Raw genomic sequence first — 15,362 nt, forward strand, 5'->3', positions numbered from 1 at the left:
CAGTACGACGCACCGCTCGATCGCCTAGGTTGGAGCGGTGCAGACGTATGGGCGGGACATCCTGGACATCGCGGACGAACTGACGGCGGCGTACGTGGAGGTGTTCACGGCGCCGCCGTTCGAGCGCCGGCACCCGGAGGAGACCCGGATCGCGTTCCGGAAGCGGCTGGACGGTGACGCCGAGCGGGCCGGGTTCCAGGCGTGGGTGGAGCGCTCGGACGACGGGCGGATCGCCGGGTTCGTGACCGGGTGGACGACGCCGGCGCCGTTCCGGACCGACCGGTCGTACGGCAGTGTGCTGGACCGGCTCGGCGCGGAGCAGGTCGAGGAGTTGTTGATCGGCGCGTTCGAGGTGGACGAGCTCGGCGTCCGCGCGCACGCCCGCGGCACCGGCCTGGCCCGTCGCCTCCTCGAAGCTGCGACCCAGGCGAACACCCGCGCCTGGCTGCTCGCCTGGAACCAGAACCACGCCGCGATCGCCTTCTACCGCCACCTTGGCTGGCACGAGCCCGAGGTCCGCGGCCCCGAACGCGACATTCTCGTGTTCGTGAACAGTTAGAGCCCGAACAGGGCCTGCGCGTTCCGGTGGGTGATCGCGGCGTGCTCGTCCGGTGTGAGTTCGGCGGCCTCGAGGGCGCCGAGCGCGACGGACGGGTCGATCAAGGTCGCGTCGGTGCCGAACATCATCCGGTCGGGCCCGATCCGGTCCAGGATCCAGCGGATCCGGTTCGCCTCGGGGGCGGACCAGCACGGTTCGAACCAGATCCGGTCGGAGCGGTCCGCGGCCTCCGGAACCCGCGGCCAGCCGTTCGCGCCCATGTGACCGGCGAGCACCCGCGCGCCCGGGACCCGCGCGGCGACGTCCGCGAGATCGACGACCGTGTCGCCCCAGGTGTGGACGAGCGTCGGCAGGCCGTACTCCGTGGTCAGTTCGATCGCGGCCTGCATCGGCGGCGTGCGGATCGGCGTCCGGCTGTACTCGCTGTGGATCTTCGCGCCGACCCACCGCGTCCGCCCGTCCCCGGCGAGCAGTTCGTCGAGGTCGTTCCGCGCCTCGTCCAGCCGGCGCGGGTCGACGACGATCATCCCGCGCAACCGCGGGTCCGCCGGCAGTTGCGCGGCGAGCGAGCGGTTGCCGAGCGGAGCGTCGTACACGATCGCCTCGATCGCCGAGACCAGCTGGAGGTCGATGCCGAACCGGTCGAGACCGTCGACGTTGACGTCGATGCTCGCCACGTCCATCGAGAAGAACCACGGGCCCCAGTGGGCGTGCACGTCGATCAGCATGCCGGCTCCAGGAGGGTGGTGAGGCTGCGGCTGCCGGCTTGTGCGATCTCGTCCGGGGTGAGCTTCGAGGAGAGCAATCGCCGGACGACCGAACGCGTCTCGTGGAACGGCGTACGGCTGCCGAAGACGAGCCGCTCCGCGCCGACTTCCGCGGCCACGATCTCCAGCGAGTCCGGCCCGGTGAGCATCCGCGTCGACGTGTGGAACCCGGGCTCGGACCGGGCCAGCAGTACGAAGTCGCCCAGGTAGTAGAAGTGCGTGTCGAGGAATACCACCCGCGCCCCGAGGCCACGCAGCGCCGGGCCGACCTTTCGTACGTCGCCCTCGGTGAAGATCGTCAGTCCTGCGTCGACGAGCAGCTGTACGACGTGCCCGAACGCCGGGTACCCGGGCTCGACCGCCTGCGCAGTCGGCGCCAACCGCACCGCCCGCGGCGGCTTCGCACCGGCGAGCTGTCGCTCCAGCTCCTGCTCCGCGCCGAGCGGATCCCGCAGGTCGAGCACCGGGACCGCCGTCCATCCGTTGCCGTCGGCAACCTGCGACGCCTCGTCGTTCCCGGACGGTACGTCGAAGTGCACGGCCCGCAGCGCCGCCACCAGACCGCCCGAGATCCCGCTGTCCGCGAGCACCTTCGCGATGTTCTCCGGCCGCCCCCAGCGCCCGGTCGTCACGTCGTGCCCGACCAGGAGGTCGCAGTCGAGCAGCGGGGGAGTGTCACTCATCAGGGCTCCAGGGCGTGGTGGACTTTTCGGATCGCGGCGGCGATGTCGTCCACGTCCGCGTCGGTGTAGTTCTCGTTCCAGGGCAGGACGAGCAGCGTCCGGCCGATCAGTTCCTCGGCGTTCGGGCACAGGCCGACCGGGTACTCGACGTCCCGCAGCGGGAACCCGGACCGGCCGTACGTGATCCGCTCCCGGACGGCGGGTGCGGCGTACAGCGGGCTGGTCAGGTAGCCGCCGTTCGCCGGAATGCCTTCGGCAGTGAGCGCGGCCGCCCACTCCCGTACGTCACCGGAGACGATCAGCGGGTACTGCCAATACACGTGATCGCCGCCGTCCGGCGGTGCCGTCACCCCGGCCAGATCCACGATCGCGGCGGACAGCCGGGCGGCCGCCGTACGGCGATCCTGCACGACGCCGCGGAGCTTGGTGAGCTGCGCGCGGGTCACCGACGCGACCAGCTCGGTCATCCGGTAGTTGAGCGCGAGGAACAGGTACGTACGCTCGTCGGTGTCGCGCGGCCAGCCCTTGTCCGCGAACAGCCGCATCCGCCGCGCGTGCTGCGCGTCGTCCGTGACGGTCAGCCCGCCGTCGCCGGCGCTGATGTGCTTCGTCTGCTGCAAGCTGAAGCAGCCGATGTGCCCGATTCGGCCGACGTACGTGTCGCCGACCGGCGCGAGGTACGCCTGCGCACAGTCTTCGATCAGCAGGATCCCGTGCCGGTCGCACAGCTCGCGCAACTCCCGGACCGCGGCCGGTTTGCCGAACAGGTGGACGACGATCACCGCTTTGGTACGCGGCGTGATCGCGGCCGCGACCGTCTCCGGCGTCAGGTTCCCGGTGATCGGGTCGACGTCGGCGAACACCGGCACGGCGTTCTGCATCATGATCGGGAACACCGTACCCATGTCGCTGATCGGCGTGGTGATGATCTCGTCACCCGGCTCCGGGTTCACCGCGGCGACCGCCAGGTGGAGGGCCGCCGTACCGGAGCTGCACGCGACCGCGTACCCGGCGCCGAGCAGCGACGCGAACTCCAGCTCCAGCGCGGGTACTTCAGTACCCCAGGTCCCGGACAGCATGCCGCTGCGCAGCACCCGCTCGACCGCCTTCACCTCGTCGTCATCGAACCGCCGCCCGCTGGCGTCCATCGTCGACGGTAGCGGATCGGTTCGGACCGGCGTACCGCCGTCCCTTGCCAGCCGGCTGTTGGATCGCTTGTCCACAAGGCCTCCTGGGACGGTGCGCGCCGAATTACGGTCATGGCTGAAATTAGCCGGACGTGCGTGAGTCCGTCAACCGTTCCGAGGTTTACAGGTGTACGCGGTAGACCACCAGTGGGCGGCCGCTGCCGGTGCCGAGTTGGGTGCCGGTGGCATCGGCCAGCCCGGCCCGCTCGAGGCGGTTCAGGACGCGGCGGGCGGTCCGCGGCTGGATGCCGAGGTGGTCGGCGACCGAGCGGGTGGTGAGGCCGTCCTCCGGAGTGGCGCGGACGAGTTCCTGGAGACGTTCCAGCGTCGCCTTCGAGAGGCCGGCGCGTTGCGCGAGGAGCTGCAGCTTCGAACGCTGCTGGGCCCGCGGCGGTGCGCCGCCGACCAGGACGAGGTCGATGTCGTTGCGCAGCGACACGACGGCCGCCGTACGTCCGGCCGTCTTCGCGCGGCCGAGGGCGCGGCGGGCCAGCGCCTCGGTCTCGGTCCCCGAACCGCCGATGCCGAAGCCGATCCGGACCGGCCCGAACTGCTCCTTCAGCCGGGTCAGCATGCTCAGTTCGGTGAACGCCGACGACGCCTGCTCGAGCGGGCCCCGGGTCGCGACCAGCATCCAGCGCTTGTCGTCGTAGCGGATGATGCTGCCGCCGAGCGTGCCGGCCTCGCGGCGCAGCGCGCTCTCGGCGTCCGGCGAGATCTCTACCAGACCAAGCGCGATCTGCGCGTCGTCGCTGCGCAGGGCGTCATGGACGAGCAGCAGGCTGTTCACCGCCGAACGGACCGAGTGCACGGACGGCGCGAGCCGCAGCGTGGTCTGCTCCATGCGGAGCTTCTCGTACGCCGACCGCAGACAGGTGATCGCGACCTTCGCCCGCGCCTGCTGGTGGAACTCGACGATGTCGTCGACGCTGAGGCCGGGGCGGTACGGCAGTACCTGGACGCCACGCATCGGCAGCCCGACCTCGTCGAACGTCTCCCGTACGTCGGCCTCGTCCAGTACGTCGATGCTCAGCGAGGTCACGTCGTGGCCCTCGCGGAGCAGTTGCACCAGGGCGCGCATCAGCGTGGCGCCGGTGTACTCGACGTACGCGGCCGGCCGGTCGAGCAGGTCCTGCGCGGCGGCGATCTGGTACGGCACCACGCCGGTGAACAGCCACGCGTCCACGCTGCCCGGCGCGTCGGCCATCACCTTCGGCGTGTCGGTCTCCCGCCGGTACCGCAGCGGGATCACCTCGACACCACGCAGCCCCTTCACGATCCGGCTGCTCGAGGTGACCAGGTCCGACGGCCCCACCACTCCGATCGTCGTCACCATGCGCTGGTCCCCTCCTTCATGCGGGTCAGTCTCACCACAAGACCCCACCGCTGCAAGAACCCGCGCCGTCGTGGGCTACGTTCCCCTCATGGACCGGATGCTGGACTGGATCGACGAAGGTACGAAGTTGTGCCGCAGCGCGCTCAAGGACCTGGACGCGCCGTCACTGCTCCCGGGCTGGTCGCGACGCCACGTAGCCGCGCACCTGGCCCTCAACGCCATGGCCCTCGGCAACCTCGTGCACTGGGCAAAGACCGGCGAGGAACGTCCGATGTACCTGTCCGCCGAGGCGCGCAACGCCGACATCGAGGAGGCTGCGACCCGCGACGCCGTCCTCCTGCGCGGCTGGTTCGACCGCTCGGCCGCCGCACTGAACGCCGAGCTGGCGACGCTGTCCGACGCCCAATGGCAAACCCAGGTCCGCACCGCCCAGGGCGACCCGATCCCCGCCACTCGCATCCCGTGGCTCCGCTCGCGCGAAGTCCTCATCCACGCCGTAGACCTGAACACCGGCCTGACCTTCGCCGACCTCCCCGAAGACTTCCTCACCACCCTCTGCCAAGACATCCAAACCCAACGAGCCGACGTACCACCCGTCACCGGCCCCCTACCCGACCTAGCCGCCTACCTGTCCGGCCGCCCCTACACCAACGTCACCACCTCAGACGGCACCCCCGCGGAACCACTCCCGCCCTGGCTCTGATCAGAGTTCGATGTGGGAGCCGATGATTACGGTGCGGTCGCGGGGGAGGGCGAAGTGTTCGGCTGCGTCGGCGGTGATGTGGGAGGTGGCCAGGAACAGTTGTTTGCGCCAGCCGGCCATTGTGGGTTCCTTGCCGCGGCGTAGCTCGATCTTCGACAGGAAGTACGACGCCTTGTCGAGGTCGAGCGGGCCCTCGGAGTCGGACGGATCGAGTCGCGCCAGGGCGGCCGGTACGTCGGGCGACTCCATGTAGCCGAACTTGATCGTGACGTGCGTGATCCCGTCGTCGCCGTACCCGAGGTCGTCGACCATGACCCGGTGCTCGTCCGGGACCCGGGGCACCGGCTCGGTCTCGATCGCGACGATCACCACGTGCTCGTGCCGGACCTGGTTGTGCTCGACGTTCGCCCGCAGCGCGAGCGGTGCGCTGACACCGCCACGGTTCAGGAAGATCGCCGTACCCGGGACCGTCCGGACCGGCAGCTTGCCGGAGCTCAGTTCGTCGATGAACTCCTGCAGCGAGCCCTCGGCCCGTTCCCGCTCGCGGGTGACGACCTCGCGGCCTCGCTGCCACGTCGTCATCACGGTGAACGAGGTGAGCGCGATCAGCAGCGGCAGCCACGCGCCGTGCAACAGCTTGGTCAGGTTGGCGGCGATGAACAGCCCGTCGATCAGGAGCAGCGGTATCGCGCCGGCGAGGATCAGCCAGCGAGGCACGTTCCAGCGGTAGTGCGCGACGTAGAAGAACAGCAGCGTGGTGATGGTGATCGTCCCGGTGACGGTCATGCCGTACGCGTACGCCAGCGCGGCCGAGCTGCGGAACGCGAAGATCAGCGTCAGCACCGACACGAACAGCAGCCAGTTCACGAACGGTACGTAGATCTGCCCGATCGTCGTCGCCGACGTGTGCGTCACCCGCAGCCGCGGCAGGTACCCGAGCTGCGCGGCCTGCGCCATCACCGAGTACGCGCCCGTGATGACCGCCTGCGACGCGATCACCGTCGCCGCGGTCGCGAGTAGTACCAGCGGGAGCCGGCCCCAGCTCGGTACCAGGAGGAAGAACGGGCTGCTGATGTTCTCGTGGTTCTTGAGGATCAGCGCGCCCTGGCCCAGGTAGCTGAGCGTCAGCGCCGGCAGCACCAGGAACAGCCAGCCGCGGCTGATCGCCTTCCGGCCGAAGTGGCCCATGTCGGCGTACAGCGCTTCGGCGCCGGTGATCGACAGCACGACCGCCGCGAGCGCGAAGAACGCGATGTGGAAGTGCCCGGCGAGGAAGCTGATCGCGTACGTCGGGGACAGCGCCTTGAGGATCTGCACGTGCTCGACGATGCCGCCGATCCCGGCCGCGCCGATCACGGCGAACCACACGATCATCACCGGCCCGAACGCCCGCCCGATGGACTCGGTGCCGCGGCGCTGGACCATGAACAGCCCGATGATGATCACCGCGGTGATCGGGATCACGTACTCGCCGAGCGACGGCTGTACGGTCTTGAGTCCCTCGACCGCGGACAGTACCGAGATCGCCGGCGTGATCATGCCGTCGCCGAAGAACAGCGACGCGCCGAACAGGCCGACCGTCGCCAGGATCGCGGCGGCCTTCCGGTTCGGGTGCGTACGGCGCCACTTGCGGAGCAGCGTGATCAGCGCCACCACGCCACCCTCGCCGTTGTTGTCGGCGCGCATCGTGAGCAGGATGTACGTGACGGTGACGACGATCATCACCGACCAGAAGATCAGCGACACCACCCCGTACACGTTGTGGTCACTGAGCGGCACCGGATGCGGGTCCTCGGGGTTGAAGACCGTCTGCAGGGTGTAGATGGGGCTGGTGCCGATGTCGCCGAACACGACACCGAGGGCGCCGACCACGATGGCGAGCTTCACCGTGTCGCGCGCCGTGGGGTGGGCATGCTGATCCGTCACGGGATCGGACGATACCCGCCCAGGGAGCTATCGACGCGCATGTCGAGCATCGGCGGACGGCTCCGACGTACCGGACATGACAGCCGAACGGGTACTGCGGACCTACCTGACGCTGGTCGTGGTGTCGACCGGGGCGTCGTCGATGATCTGGGGCATCAACACGGTGTTCCTGCTGGACGCGGGGCTGAGCGTCGGGAAGACGTTCGCGGCGAACGCGTTCTTCACCGCGGGGATGGTGCTGTTCGAGGTGCCGACCGGGGTGGTCGCGGACACAGTCGGGCGGCGTACGTCGTACCTGCTGGGGACCGCGACGTTGATCGGTACGACGCTGGCGTATCTGCTGCTGTGGCGGGTGCATGCGCCGTTCGTCTGGTGGGCGGTGGTGTCGGCGTTGCTCGGGCTCGGGTTCACGTTCTTCAGCGGGGCGACCGAGGCGTGGCTGGTCGACGGGCTGCACGCGACCGGGTACAGCGGGTCGCTGGATGCCGCGTTCGCGAAGGGGCAGGTGGCGAACGGTGTCGCGATGATGGTGGGGTCGATCGGCGGTGGTGTGCTGGCCCAAGTGACGAACCTCGGTGTGCCGTACGCCGTGCGTGCGCTGTTGCTGACGGCCACGTTCGTGGTCGCGTGGCGGGCGATGCACGACATCGGCTTCGCCCCGAAGCCCCGCGTGTCGGTCCGCGGCGAGCTGACGTCGATCGTCCGGGCATCCCTGCGCCACGGCCTCCAGAACCCCAGAGTCCGCTGGGTCATGCTCGCCGGCCCCTTCACCGCCGGTGTAGGCGTCTACGGCTTCTACGCCGCCCAGCCCTACCTACTGGCCCTCTACGGCCACACCCACTCCTACGCCATAGCCGGCCTCTCCGCCGGCGTCGTAGCCGCCGCCCAAATAACCGGCGGCACCACCGCCCCCCACCTCACTCGCCTGTTCCGGGACCGGATCCGGACACTCGTCGCGGCGGTCGTCGTGTCCGGGGTGGTGATCGCCGGCCTCGGACTGGTTACCCACTTCTGGGCCGCCCTCCTGTTGTTGATGGTTTGGGGTTCGATGTTTGCCGCGATGGGGCCGGTGCGGCAGGCGTATTTGAACAGTCATATTCCGTCCGGGCAGCGGGCGACCGTGTTGTCGTTCGACAACCTGCTCGGGTCCGCGGGTGGGGTTGTGCTGCAGCCGGCGCTCGGCCGTACGGCGGACGTCTGGGGCTACGGACCGGCGTACGTCGTGTCCGCAGTCGTCCAACTGCTCGCCGTACCGGTCCTCGCCCGAAGTAAACCGGTCGAGACCACGGGCGACCAACCTCTAGCCTTGCGGGCGTGACAGCCCGACTGATCATCGTCAACGGCGGTTCGAGTTCCGGGAAGACCGGGATCGTACGGTGCCTGCAAGCCGTGCTGCCCGACCCGTGGCTCGGGCTCAGCGTGGACGACTTCGTCGACGCGCTGCCGGCCGTGATGGAGGGCGGGATCGAGTTCGGCCCGGACGGTGGCGTGTCCGTCGGGCCGGCGTTCCGCGAACTCGAAGCGGCCTGGACCGCGGGCATCGTCGCGCTGTGCCGCGCCGGCGGCCGCGCGATCGTCGACGACGTGTTCCTCGGCGGAGCGTCGTCCCAGCAACGCTGGCGTACCGCGGCCGGCGACCTGGAGATCGTCTTCGTCGGCGTCCACTGCGACCCGCAGACAGCGGCCGGCCGCGAGATCGCCCGCGGCGACCGCGCCCGTGGAATGGCCGAGCAACAGGCGTACGTCGTCCACGAAGGCATCGAGTACGACGTGGAGGTCGACAGCTCCCACACCGAGTCCATCGACTGCGCCCGCCGGATCGCCGCCTACTTGCAGAGCTGATCCACAGCGGCGAGCGTACTGATGATCCGCGCCCGGTGGTCCGCCGCAACGACCGCCGCGTCCTCCCCGGCAAGGATCCGCCGTACCGCCTCCAGATGCACGACCCGATAAGCAGCAACCGTCAACGCCGCCGTCAACCGCGGATCGGGTACGCCGGTCCGCTCCATCGCGCTGGCGATCGCTTCCTCAAGGTGCTGCAGCAGCTCCCGCGCCCGGGCCTGCAACGCCCGCGACTCCGCGACCACCTCCCAGAACCGGCTGAACTGCCCGCGGATCGTCGACAACGGATGCCCTTCGTCGGCGAGGCGGACCAGCAGCCCGGACAACGCCGCCACCGCCGACGTACCAGCGGGCCGATCGTTGACCGCGGCAACGACCAGCGCCACGGCCTCCGGATACCGGTCGAAGAGCAGGTCCTCCTTGCGCGGGAAATGCGCGAACACCGTAGGCCGGGCTACATCGGCCGCCTCGGCGACCTCCGACACCGACACCGCGTCGAACCCGCGCTCGAGGAACAGCCCGGTCGCGACGTCGGAGATCCGCGCCCGGACCTCCGCCTTCTTCCGCTCCCGGCGGCCCTGGTGCTCCACGGCGTAACCATACTGGATAAAAAGATGTACCGAGTATGGCTTCAGCTGTAGGCTGCCGAGCATGGTTTCGATCGGGGTGAACTACGACACCGGATTCGTGTACGGCGGACGAAACACCCGGCGGCACTTCGACGCGGACGCGGTGCGCAACGACATGACGGTGATCGCCGAGCAGCTGCACGCGCCGGCGGTCCGGATCTCGGGCGACAACCCGGACCGGCTGGTCGCCGCCGCCGAGGCGGCCCTCGCCGTCGGCCTGGAGGTGTGGTTCTCGCCGATGCCGATCGACCTGGAGCCCGGCGAGTTCATCCCGTTCCTCGCCCACTGCGCCACCCGCGCCGAGGCGCTGCGATCAAGCGGCGAGGTGGTCATGGTCCTCGGCTGTGAGCTGACGCTGTTCTGCAAGGGATTCATACCGGGGGAGACCTCGCAGGAGCGGATCGCGCTGATGTCGGATCCGGCGACCTGGACCGACCCGGTCAAGGTCGGCGAGTTCCAGGCCGGCTTGGCCCGGTGGGCCACCGTCCAGGCCGAGCTGGCCGCAGCCGCGCGGAAGGTGTTCGGCGGCCGGATCACGTACGCCGCCGGAATGTGGGAGGACGTGAACTGGGACCTGTTCGACATCGTCGCCGTCGACGCGTACCGGGACGCGCAGAACACTGCGACGTTCGCCGACGAACTGGCGTCGCGGTCGAAGTGGGGCAAGCCAGTGGTGGCGACCGAGTTCGGCTGCTGTACGTACCGGGGTGCCGCGGACCGCGGCGGTCTGGGCTGGGCGATCGTCGACCCGAAGTCCGACCCGCCCGCGCTCGACGGCGCGTACGAGCGACGGGAGGAGGAACAAGTGGAGTATCTGCTCGAGCTGGTCGAGGAGTTCGAACGGATCAACCTCGCGGCCGCGTTCTGGTTCAGCTTCGCCGGCTTCGAACTGCCGCATCGGCCGGACGATCCGCAGCACGACCTGGATCTGGCGGCGTATGGTCTGGTCGCGGTCGACGACGACGGCAACTGGCAGCCGAAGCAGGTCTTCGGCAAGCTCGCCGAGCTGAACGCGGACCGCTGATGGAACAGGTCAGGCTCGGCCGGACCGGTCTGCGGGTGTCGCGGATCTGCCTCGGCATGATGAGCTTCGGCACCGGCGGCGCCCGCGAGTGGCATCTCGACGAGGACGCGGCCGAGCCGATCGTACGGCGGGCCGTCGACGCGGGCGTGACGTTCTTCGACACCGCGGACGCGTACTCGAAGGGCACCGGCGAGGAGCTGACCGGCCGGCTGCTCCGCAAGTTCTTCGAACGCCGCGAGGACTACGTACTCGCCACCAAGGTCTACTACCCGACCGGCCCCGGCCCGAACGACCGCGGTCTGTCCCGCAAGCACATCCTGGACGCGATCGACGCCTCGCTGCGACGGCTCGGGACGGAGTACGTCGACCTCTACCAGATCCACCGCTGGGACGACGAGACGCCGATCGAGGAGACGATGGACGCGCTCGCCGACGTCGTCCGCGCGGGCAAGGCGCGGTATCTCGGCGCGTCGAACATGGCGGCCTGGCAGTTCGCCAAGGCTCAACGAGTGGCGCCGGTCCCGTTCGTGGCGATGCAGAACCACTACAACCTCGTGTACCGCGAGGAGGAGCGCGAGATGATCCCGCTCTGCATCGACCAGGGCGTCGGCGTGATCCCGTACAGCCCGCTCGCCCGCGGCCTGCTCGCCCGGACCGGCAGTACGACGAGAGCCGGTACGGATCCTGTCGCCGACGACCTGTACGGCGCGAACGACCGCGAGGTGGTGGACGCCGTCCATGCACTGGCCGCCGAACGCGACGTACCACCGGCACAGGTCGCACTCGCCTGGCTGCTGGGCTCGGCCGGCGTGACCGCACCGATCCTCGGGGCGACCAAGACGCGGCACATCGACGACGGCGTGGCCGCAGTGGAGCTGGTGCTGTCGGCGGAGGAGCGTGCGCGGCTCGAAGCGCCGTACCGGCCGCACCCGGTCTTGGACTGACGGGTACATTCGACGGTGTGCTGACTGCGAAGGGTGCCGCGACCAGAGACCGGATCGTCGCGGCCGCCGCGGCGGAGATCCGCGAGCGCGGGATCGCCGCTGTGAAGCTCGACGACATCGGCCGCCGCAGCCGGACCGGGAAGAGTCAGCTGTTCCACTACTTTCCGGACGGCAAGGAGCAACTGCTGCTCGCGGTCGCCCAGCGCGAGGCGGAGCAGGTGCTCGAGGACCAGGAACCGCACCTCGGGCAGCTGACCAGCTGGGGCGCGTGGCGCGACTGGCGGGACGCGGTCGTCGAGAAGTACCGGCGGCAGGGCGTGAACTGCCCGCTCGGCGTACTGATCACCGAGATCGGCCGCCACACCCCGGCCGCGCAGGCGGTCACCGGGCAGCTGCTCGCGCAGTGGCAGCGGCGGCTCGAGCTCGGGATCGAGGAGATGCAGGCGGCGGGCGAGATCCGTACCGATGTGGATCCCGCCCGCGCCGCGGCCGCACTGATCGCCGCGATCCAGGGCGGGGTCGCGATCCTGATGTCGTCCGGATCGGCGACCCACCTGGAGTACGCGCTCGACCTCTGCCTGGACTACCTCAGCGCCAGTTGAGGACCGGCGGCCGGTAGCCGGCCGGCTTGTCCGCGACCTTCGCACCCGGGCTGACCATCCAGCCCTGGTACTCCGGCGTGAACATCCGATAGACCGACGACGGCGGTACGGCGCTCGCCTGGTCGAGCTGCGACCGCAACTCGGCCGGGAGCTCGAACCCGAGCGCCGCGATGCTCGACCCGAGCTGCGCCGGGTTGCTCGCGCCGACGATCGCCGAGGCGACACCGGGTTGCGTGGCGGCCCAGTTCACCGCGACCTGCGCCATCGTCACGCCGAGCTCGTCCGCAACGTCGCGGACCGCCGGCAGCAGGTCCCACTGCCGATCGGTCCAGCTCTGCCCGGCCGCGCCGTCCCCCGTCAGCCGGCCGTCGCCGGACATCCTCTTCGCCTCGTCGCGGAGGTACTTCCCGGTCAGGAAGCCGGCGCCGAGTGGACTCCACGCGGTGATCCCGAGCCCGAGCTGCTGTGCCATCGGTACGTGCTCGGTCTCGATCCCGCGCTCGATCAGCGAGTACGGCAGCTGCAGGCTGACCATCGGCGTCAACGCGTGCGCGTCGGCCAGCGTCTGCGCGCGAGCGGCGTACCAGGACGGTACGTCGGACAGTCCGGCGTACCGGATCTTGCCGGCCCGGGCCAGGTCGTCGAGGGTCCGCAGTACCTCGTCGACCGGGGTGATCCGGTCCCAGGTGTGCAGCAGGAACAGGTCGACGTAGTCGGTGCCGAGCCGGCGCAGCGAGTCGTCCAGCGCGCGGATCAGGTGTTTGCGGCTGTTGCCGCCGGCGTTCGGGTCGCCGGTGTCGACGCTGTTGGTCGCCTTGGTGGTGAGTACGATCCGCTCCCGGACGCCGGCCTCGGCGATCAGCCGGCCGACGATCCGTTCGCTCTCGCCCGCGGTGTAGAAGTCGGCGGTGTCAATGAAGTTGCCGCCGGCATCGATATAGGTACGGAAGATCGCCCGCGCCTCGTCCTCGGTCTTCCCGTACGGTGCGTGGAACCCGTCCTGTCCGAAGTTCATCGTGCCCAGAGCCAGCCGGCTGACCCGCAGTCCGGACCGCCCGAGCAGGTAGTAGTCGTCAAGTGCCATACCCACAGCGTTACGCGGCAAAAATGGACCAGCAAGTACAAACTGCTCCGTGGTCGCGTGAAAGGATTCAGGGGTGCGCCTGTCTGAACAGCAACGGATCGAGCTGGAGCGGTTTGCGGAGTCTGTTGTACCAGGGGAGGGCTGGGAACGGTCCGCGGTCGCGTTCGTCGAGCGGGTGCTGACGGAGGACCGGCCGGACTGGACCGGGCGAGTCGAGCGGGCGCTGGCCGGTGCGGACCGGGACTGGCTGACCCGATTGGTTGCGCAGGGCTACTACGCGCAACCTTCGGCGTGGAAGTCGGTCGGGTGGTGGACGGGGGAGTTCGCGACTGTACAGACCGAGCTGCGGGTGACGCCCTGGGAAGCGCTGGGGGACCGGTACGACTGCGTGGTGATCGGGTCCGGCGCCGGTGGTGGCGCGGCGGCTCAGGTGCTTGCGGAGTCGGGGCGTACCGTCCTGGTCGTCGAGTTGGGCAGCTACCCGTCGACGGATGCGCTGGCTCGTGATCACCTGCGCAATCCACGGTCGACGCTCGGGTTGCCGGCGCCGACCGATCCCGATCCGACCGGGCGGCCACGGGTCGCGATCGCGGACGGCGTACGTTCGCAGGTCCTGCCGCCTGACGGAGCGTGGGGGAACAACGCGTTCACGGTCGGCGGGGGCACCCGGGTGTACGGCGCGCAGGCGTGGCGGTTCGTCCCGCGGGACTTCCGGATGGCCAGCACGTACGGCGTACCGGAAGGCAGTTCGCTCGCCGACTGGCCGATCTCGTACGACGACCTCGAGCCCTACTATTCGTTGGCGGAACAGCGGTTCGGGGTGAGCGGTGGCGGAACGGATCCGTGGCACGGGCCGCGGTCGATCCCGTTGCCGATGCCGCCGCTGCCGCGGACCGGACCGGCGGAGTTGCTGGCCGGTGCCGCCGAGCGGCTCGGATGGGGCACGCTCGACGTACCGCTTCTGATCAACTCGGTCGACTACCAGGGACGCGCGGGATGTGTGCGGTGCGGGCAGTGCGTCGGGTTCGCCTGCCCGGTCGAGGCCAAGAGCGGTACGCACAACACGGCGCTGCCCGCCGCCCTCGCGACCGGCAACTGCACTCTCGTCGTCGAGACCACCGCCGAACGTCTGGTCACCGACTCAGCCGGCCGCGTCGTCGGCGTGGCACTGGTCGGCGCCTTCGGACGACGGACCGTTCTGTGCGACGACGTGGTGGTGGCCGCGGGTGCCTCGGAGACGCCGCGGCTGCTGCTGAACAGCGCGCACGACAGCGAGCCGCATGGGATCGGCAACAACCAGGACCAGGTCGGGCGGCATCTGCAGGCGCATGTGTACGCCGGTGCGGTCGGGTTGTTCGAGGACGAGGTGCTCGACCTCGTCGGTCCGGGCGTGTCGATCGCGACCTGCGACTTCCGGCACGGGAACGACGGGATCGTCGGTGGTGGGATGCTCGCCAACGAGTTCGTACCAACGCCCGCGTCGACGTACGACTACCTCACCGGCGCCGGGTTGATCCCGCCGGCCGGGGCCGAGAGCGTGCGGGCGATGCGGTACGCCGTACGGCGGATGGTCCGGGTGGTCGGGCCGATCCAGGAGATGACGTCGGCGGACTCCCGCGTCCGGGTCGACCCGTCCGTGGTGGATCGGTACGGGAACCCGGTGGTGGTGTCGAGCGGCTCGATCCATCCGGAGGACGCGCGCGTACACGACTACATGAGTGACAAGGCGTTGGAATGGCTGACCGCGGCCGGTGCCGTCCGGGTGTCAGCTTCGAGGCTCGGCAGCCTGGGAAGGCCGAGCATCGGACAGCATCAGGCCGGGACGTGCCGGATGGGCGACGACCCGGCCCGCTCGGTCACCGACCCGCACGGCCGCGTCTGGGGCCACGACAACCTGTGGATCGCCGACGCCTCGGTCCACGTCACCAACGGCGGGGTCAACCCCGTGCTGACCGTCTTGGCCACTTCCCTGCGGACCGCCCAGGGGATCTGCGGTCCCTAACGACAGGACGTAGTCGTATACGTACGTCCCGGTCCCCGCCTAAGCGGGCCGCGGATGAGGCCGGCAAGCCGGAC

The 15,362-nt window shown here is 69.7% G+C and carries 15 protein-coding genes; 8 read left to right on the forward strand and 7 right to left on the reverse strand.

The features are described from left to right. Positions 1–37 precede the first annotated feature (37 nt). Positions 38–559 carry a GNAT family N-acetyltransferase gene (locus ACFYRU_RS17800; RefSeq protein ID WP_387659681.1) on the forward strand — a complete coding sequence of 174 codons (522 nt, stop codon included), beginning with the start codon at positions 38–40 and terminating at the stop codon, positions 557–559. On the opposite strand, the gene ACFYRU_RS17805 is transcribed toward ACFYRU_RS17800, so the two are convergent. The 4 genes from ACFYRU_RS17805 to ACFYRU_RS17820 all read right to left on the reverse strand — a co-directional run bounded on the left by ACFYRU_RS17805 (position 556) and on the right by ACFYRU_RS17820 (position 4,532). After that, a complete protein-coding gene (locus ACFYRU_RS17805; protein WP_387659683.1) occupies positions 556–1,287 on the reverse strand; it encodes an amidohydrolase family protein in 732 nt (243 codons plus the stop codon). The genes ACFYRU_RS17800 and ACFYRU_RS17805 overlap by 4 nt on opposite strands. Continuing rightward, positions 1,281–2,009: a hypothetical protein gene (locus ACFYRU_RS17810; protein ID WP_387659686.1), complete on the reverse strand. Its 729-nt coding sequence runs from the start codon at positions 2,007–2,009 to the stop codon at positions 1,281–1,283. Before ACFYRU_RS17810 ends, ACFYRU_RS17805 begins: the two co-directional genes overlap by 7 nt. Further along, on the reverse strand, positions 2,009–3,232 hold the full coding sequence (locus ACFYRU_RS17815; protein ID WP_387659688.1) for a DegT/DnrJ/EryC1/StrS family aminotransferase: 1,224 nt from the start codon (positions 3,230–3,232) through the stop codon (positions 2,009–2,011). Before ACFYRU_RS17815 ends, ACFYRU_RS17810 begins: the two co-directional genes overlap by 1 nt. An 85-nt stretch (positions 3,233–3,317) precedes the next feature. Further along, positions 3,318–4,532: a helix-turn-helix domain-containing protein gene (locus tag ACFYRU_RS17820; protein WP_387659691.1), complete on the reverse strand. Its 1,215-nt coding sequence runs from the start codon at positions 4,530–4,532 to the stop codon at positions 3,318–3,320. A gap of 88 nt (positions 4,533–4,620) precedes the next feature. On the opposite strand from ACFYRU_RS17820, the gene ACFYRU_RS17825 reads away from it, so the two are divergent. Beyond that, positions 4,621–5,235 (forward strand): maleylpyruvate isomerase family mycothiol-dependent enzyme, encoded by a 615-nt coding sequence (locus tag ACFYRU_RS17825; RefSeq protein WP_387659694.1) that lies wholly within the window; start codon positions 4,621–4,623, stop codon positions 5,233–5,235. Here ACFYRU_RS17825 and ACFYRU_RS17830 read toward each other — a convergent pair whose 3' ends face one another. Beyond that, positions 5,236–7,161: a potassium transporter Kup gene (locus tag ACFYRU_RS17830; RefSeq protein ID WP_387659697.1), complete on the reverse strand. Its 1,926-nt coding sequence runs from the start codon at positions 7,159–7,161 to the stop codon at positions 5,236–5,238. A 76-nt stretch (positions 7,162–7,237) separates the two neighbouring features. Between ACFYRU_RS17830 and ACFYRU_RS17835 the strand changes: the two genes are divergently transcribed. Next, the gene (locus tag ACFYRU_RS17835) at positions 7,238–8,479 is read left to right on the forward strand and encodes an MFS transporter (RefSeq protein WP_387659700.1); all 1,242 of its coding nucleotides are present in this window, start codon (positions 7,238–7,240) and stop codon (positions 8,477–8,479) included. Further along, positions 8,476–9,003, forward strand: a complete 528-nt coding sequence (gene cpt, locus ACFYRU_RS17840) for a chloramphenicol phosphotransferase CPT (protein ID WP_387659703.1) — start codon at positions 8,476–8,478, stop codon at positions 9,001–9,003. Before ACFYRU_RS17835 ends, cpt begins: the two co-directional genes overlap by 4 nt. Here cpt and ACFYRU_RS17845 read toward each other — a convergent pair. Then, positions 8,988–9,593: a TetR/AcrR family transcriptional regulator gene (locus tag ACFYRU_RS17845; RefSeq protein WP_387659706.1), complete on the reverse strand. Its 606-nt coding sequence runs from the start codon at positions 9,591–9,593 to the stop codon at positions 8,988–8,990. The genes cpt and ACFYRU_RS17845 overlap by 16 nt on opposite strands. Before the next feature lie 61 nt (positions 9,594–9,654). Here ACFYRU_RS17845 and ACFYRU_RS17850 point away from each other — a divergent pair, with 61 nt between their 5' ends. The 3 genes from ACFYRU_RS17850 to ACFYRU_RS17860 are packed head-to-tail and all read left to right on the forward strand — an operon-like array spanning position 9,655 to position 12,202. Next, positions 9,655–10,656 carry a hypothetical protein gene (locus ACFYRU_RS17850; RefSeq protein WP_387659709.1) on the forward strand — a complete coding sequence of 334 codons (1,002 nt, stop codon included), beginning with the start codon at positions 9,655–9,657 and terminating at the stop codon, positions 10,654–10,656. After that, positions 10,656–11,600: an aldo/keto reductase gene (locus ACFYRU_RS17855; protein WP_387659712.1), complete on the forward strand. Its 945-nt coding sequence runs from the start codon at positions 10,656–10,658 to the stop codon at positions 11,598–11,600. The genes ACFYRU_RS17850 and ACFYRU_RS17855 overlap by 1 nt, the downstream gene beginning before the upstream one ends. 17 nt (positions 11,601–11,617) lie before the next feature. After that, positions 11,618–12,202, forward strand: coding sequence for a TetR/AcrR family transcriptional regulator (locus ACFYRU_RS17860; protein WP_387659715.1), 585 nt, complete (start codon positions 11,618–11,620; stop codon positions 12,200–12,202). Here ACFYRU_RS17860 and ACFYRU_RS17865 read toward each other — a convergent pair. After that, complete coding sequence (locus ACFYRU_RS17865; RefSeq protein ID WP_387659718.1) at positions 12,189–13,286, reverse strand: aldo/keto reductase; 1,098 nt, start codon at positions 13,284–13,286, stop codon at positions 12,189–12,191. The two genes, ACFYRU_RS17860 and ACFYRU_RS17865, sit on opposite strands and share 14 nt — an antisense overlap. Positions 13,287–13,359: 73 nt before the next feature. Here ACFYRU_RS17865 and ACFYRU_RS17870 point away from each other — a divergent pair, with 73 nt between their 5' ends. Further along, complete coding sequence (locus tag ACFYRU_RS17870; RefSeq protein ID WP_387659721.1) at positions 13,360–15,288, forward strand: GMC family oxidoreductase; 1,929 nt, start codon at positions 13,360–13,362, stop codon at positions 15,286–15,288. The last annotated feature ends 74 nt before the right edge of the window (positions 15,289–15,362 follow it).

It is taken from the genome of Kribbella sp. NPDC004536 (assembly GCF_042873835.1).
Lineage (GTDB): Bacteria > Actinomycetota > Actinomycetes > Propionibacteriales > Kribbellaceae > Kribbella.

What these genes read in the sequence shown, in the direction of transcription:
- ACFYRU_RS17805 (WP_387659683.1), bottom strand. Translation starts at nt 1,287, where the DNA reads ATGCTGATCGACGTGCACGCCCACTGGGGCCCGTGGTTCTTCTCGATG.
- ACFYRU_RS17810 (WP_387659686.1), bottom strand. Translation starts at nt 2,009, where the DNA reads ATGAGTGACACTCCCCCGCTGCTCGACTGCGACCTCCTGGTCGGGCAC.
- ACFYRU_RS17820 (WP_387659691.1), bottom strand. Translation starts at nt 4,532, where the DNA reads ATGGTGACGACGATCGGAGTGGTGGGGCCGTCGGACCTGGTCACCTCG.
- ACFYRU_RS17825 (WP_387659694.1), top strand. Translation starts at nt 4,621, where the DNA reads ATGGACCGGATGCTGGACTGGATCGACGAAGGTACGAAGTTGTGCCGC.
- ACFYRU_RS17835 (WP_387659700.1), top strand. Translation starts at nt 7,238, where the DNA reads ATGACAGCCGAACGGGTACTGCGGACCTACCTGACGCTGGTCGTGGTG.
- ACFYRU_RS17850 (WP_387659709.1), top strand. Translation starts at nt 9,655, where the DNA reads ATGGTTTCGATCGGGGTGAACTACGACACCGGATTCGTGTACGGCGGA.
- ACFYRU_RS17855 (WP_387659712.1), top strand. Translation starts at nt 10,656, where the DNA reads ATGGAACAGGTCAGGCTCGGCCGGACCGGTCTGCGGGTGTCGCGGATC.
- ACFYRU_RS17865 (WP_387659718.1), bottom strand. Translation starts at nt 13,286, where the DNA reads ATGGCACTTGACGACTACTACCTGCTCGGGCGGTCCGGACTGCGGGTC.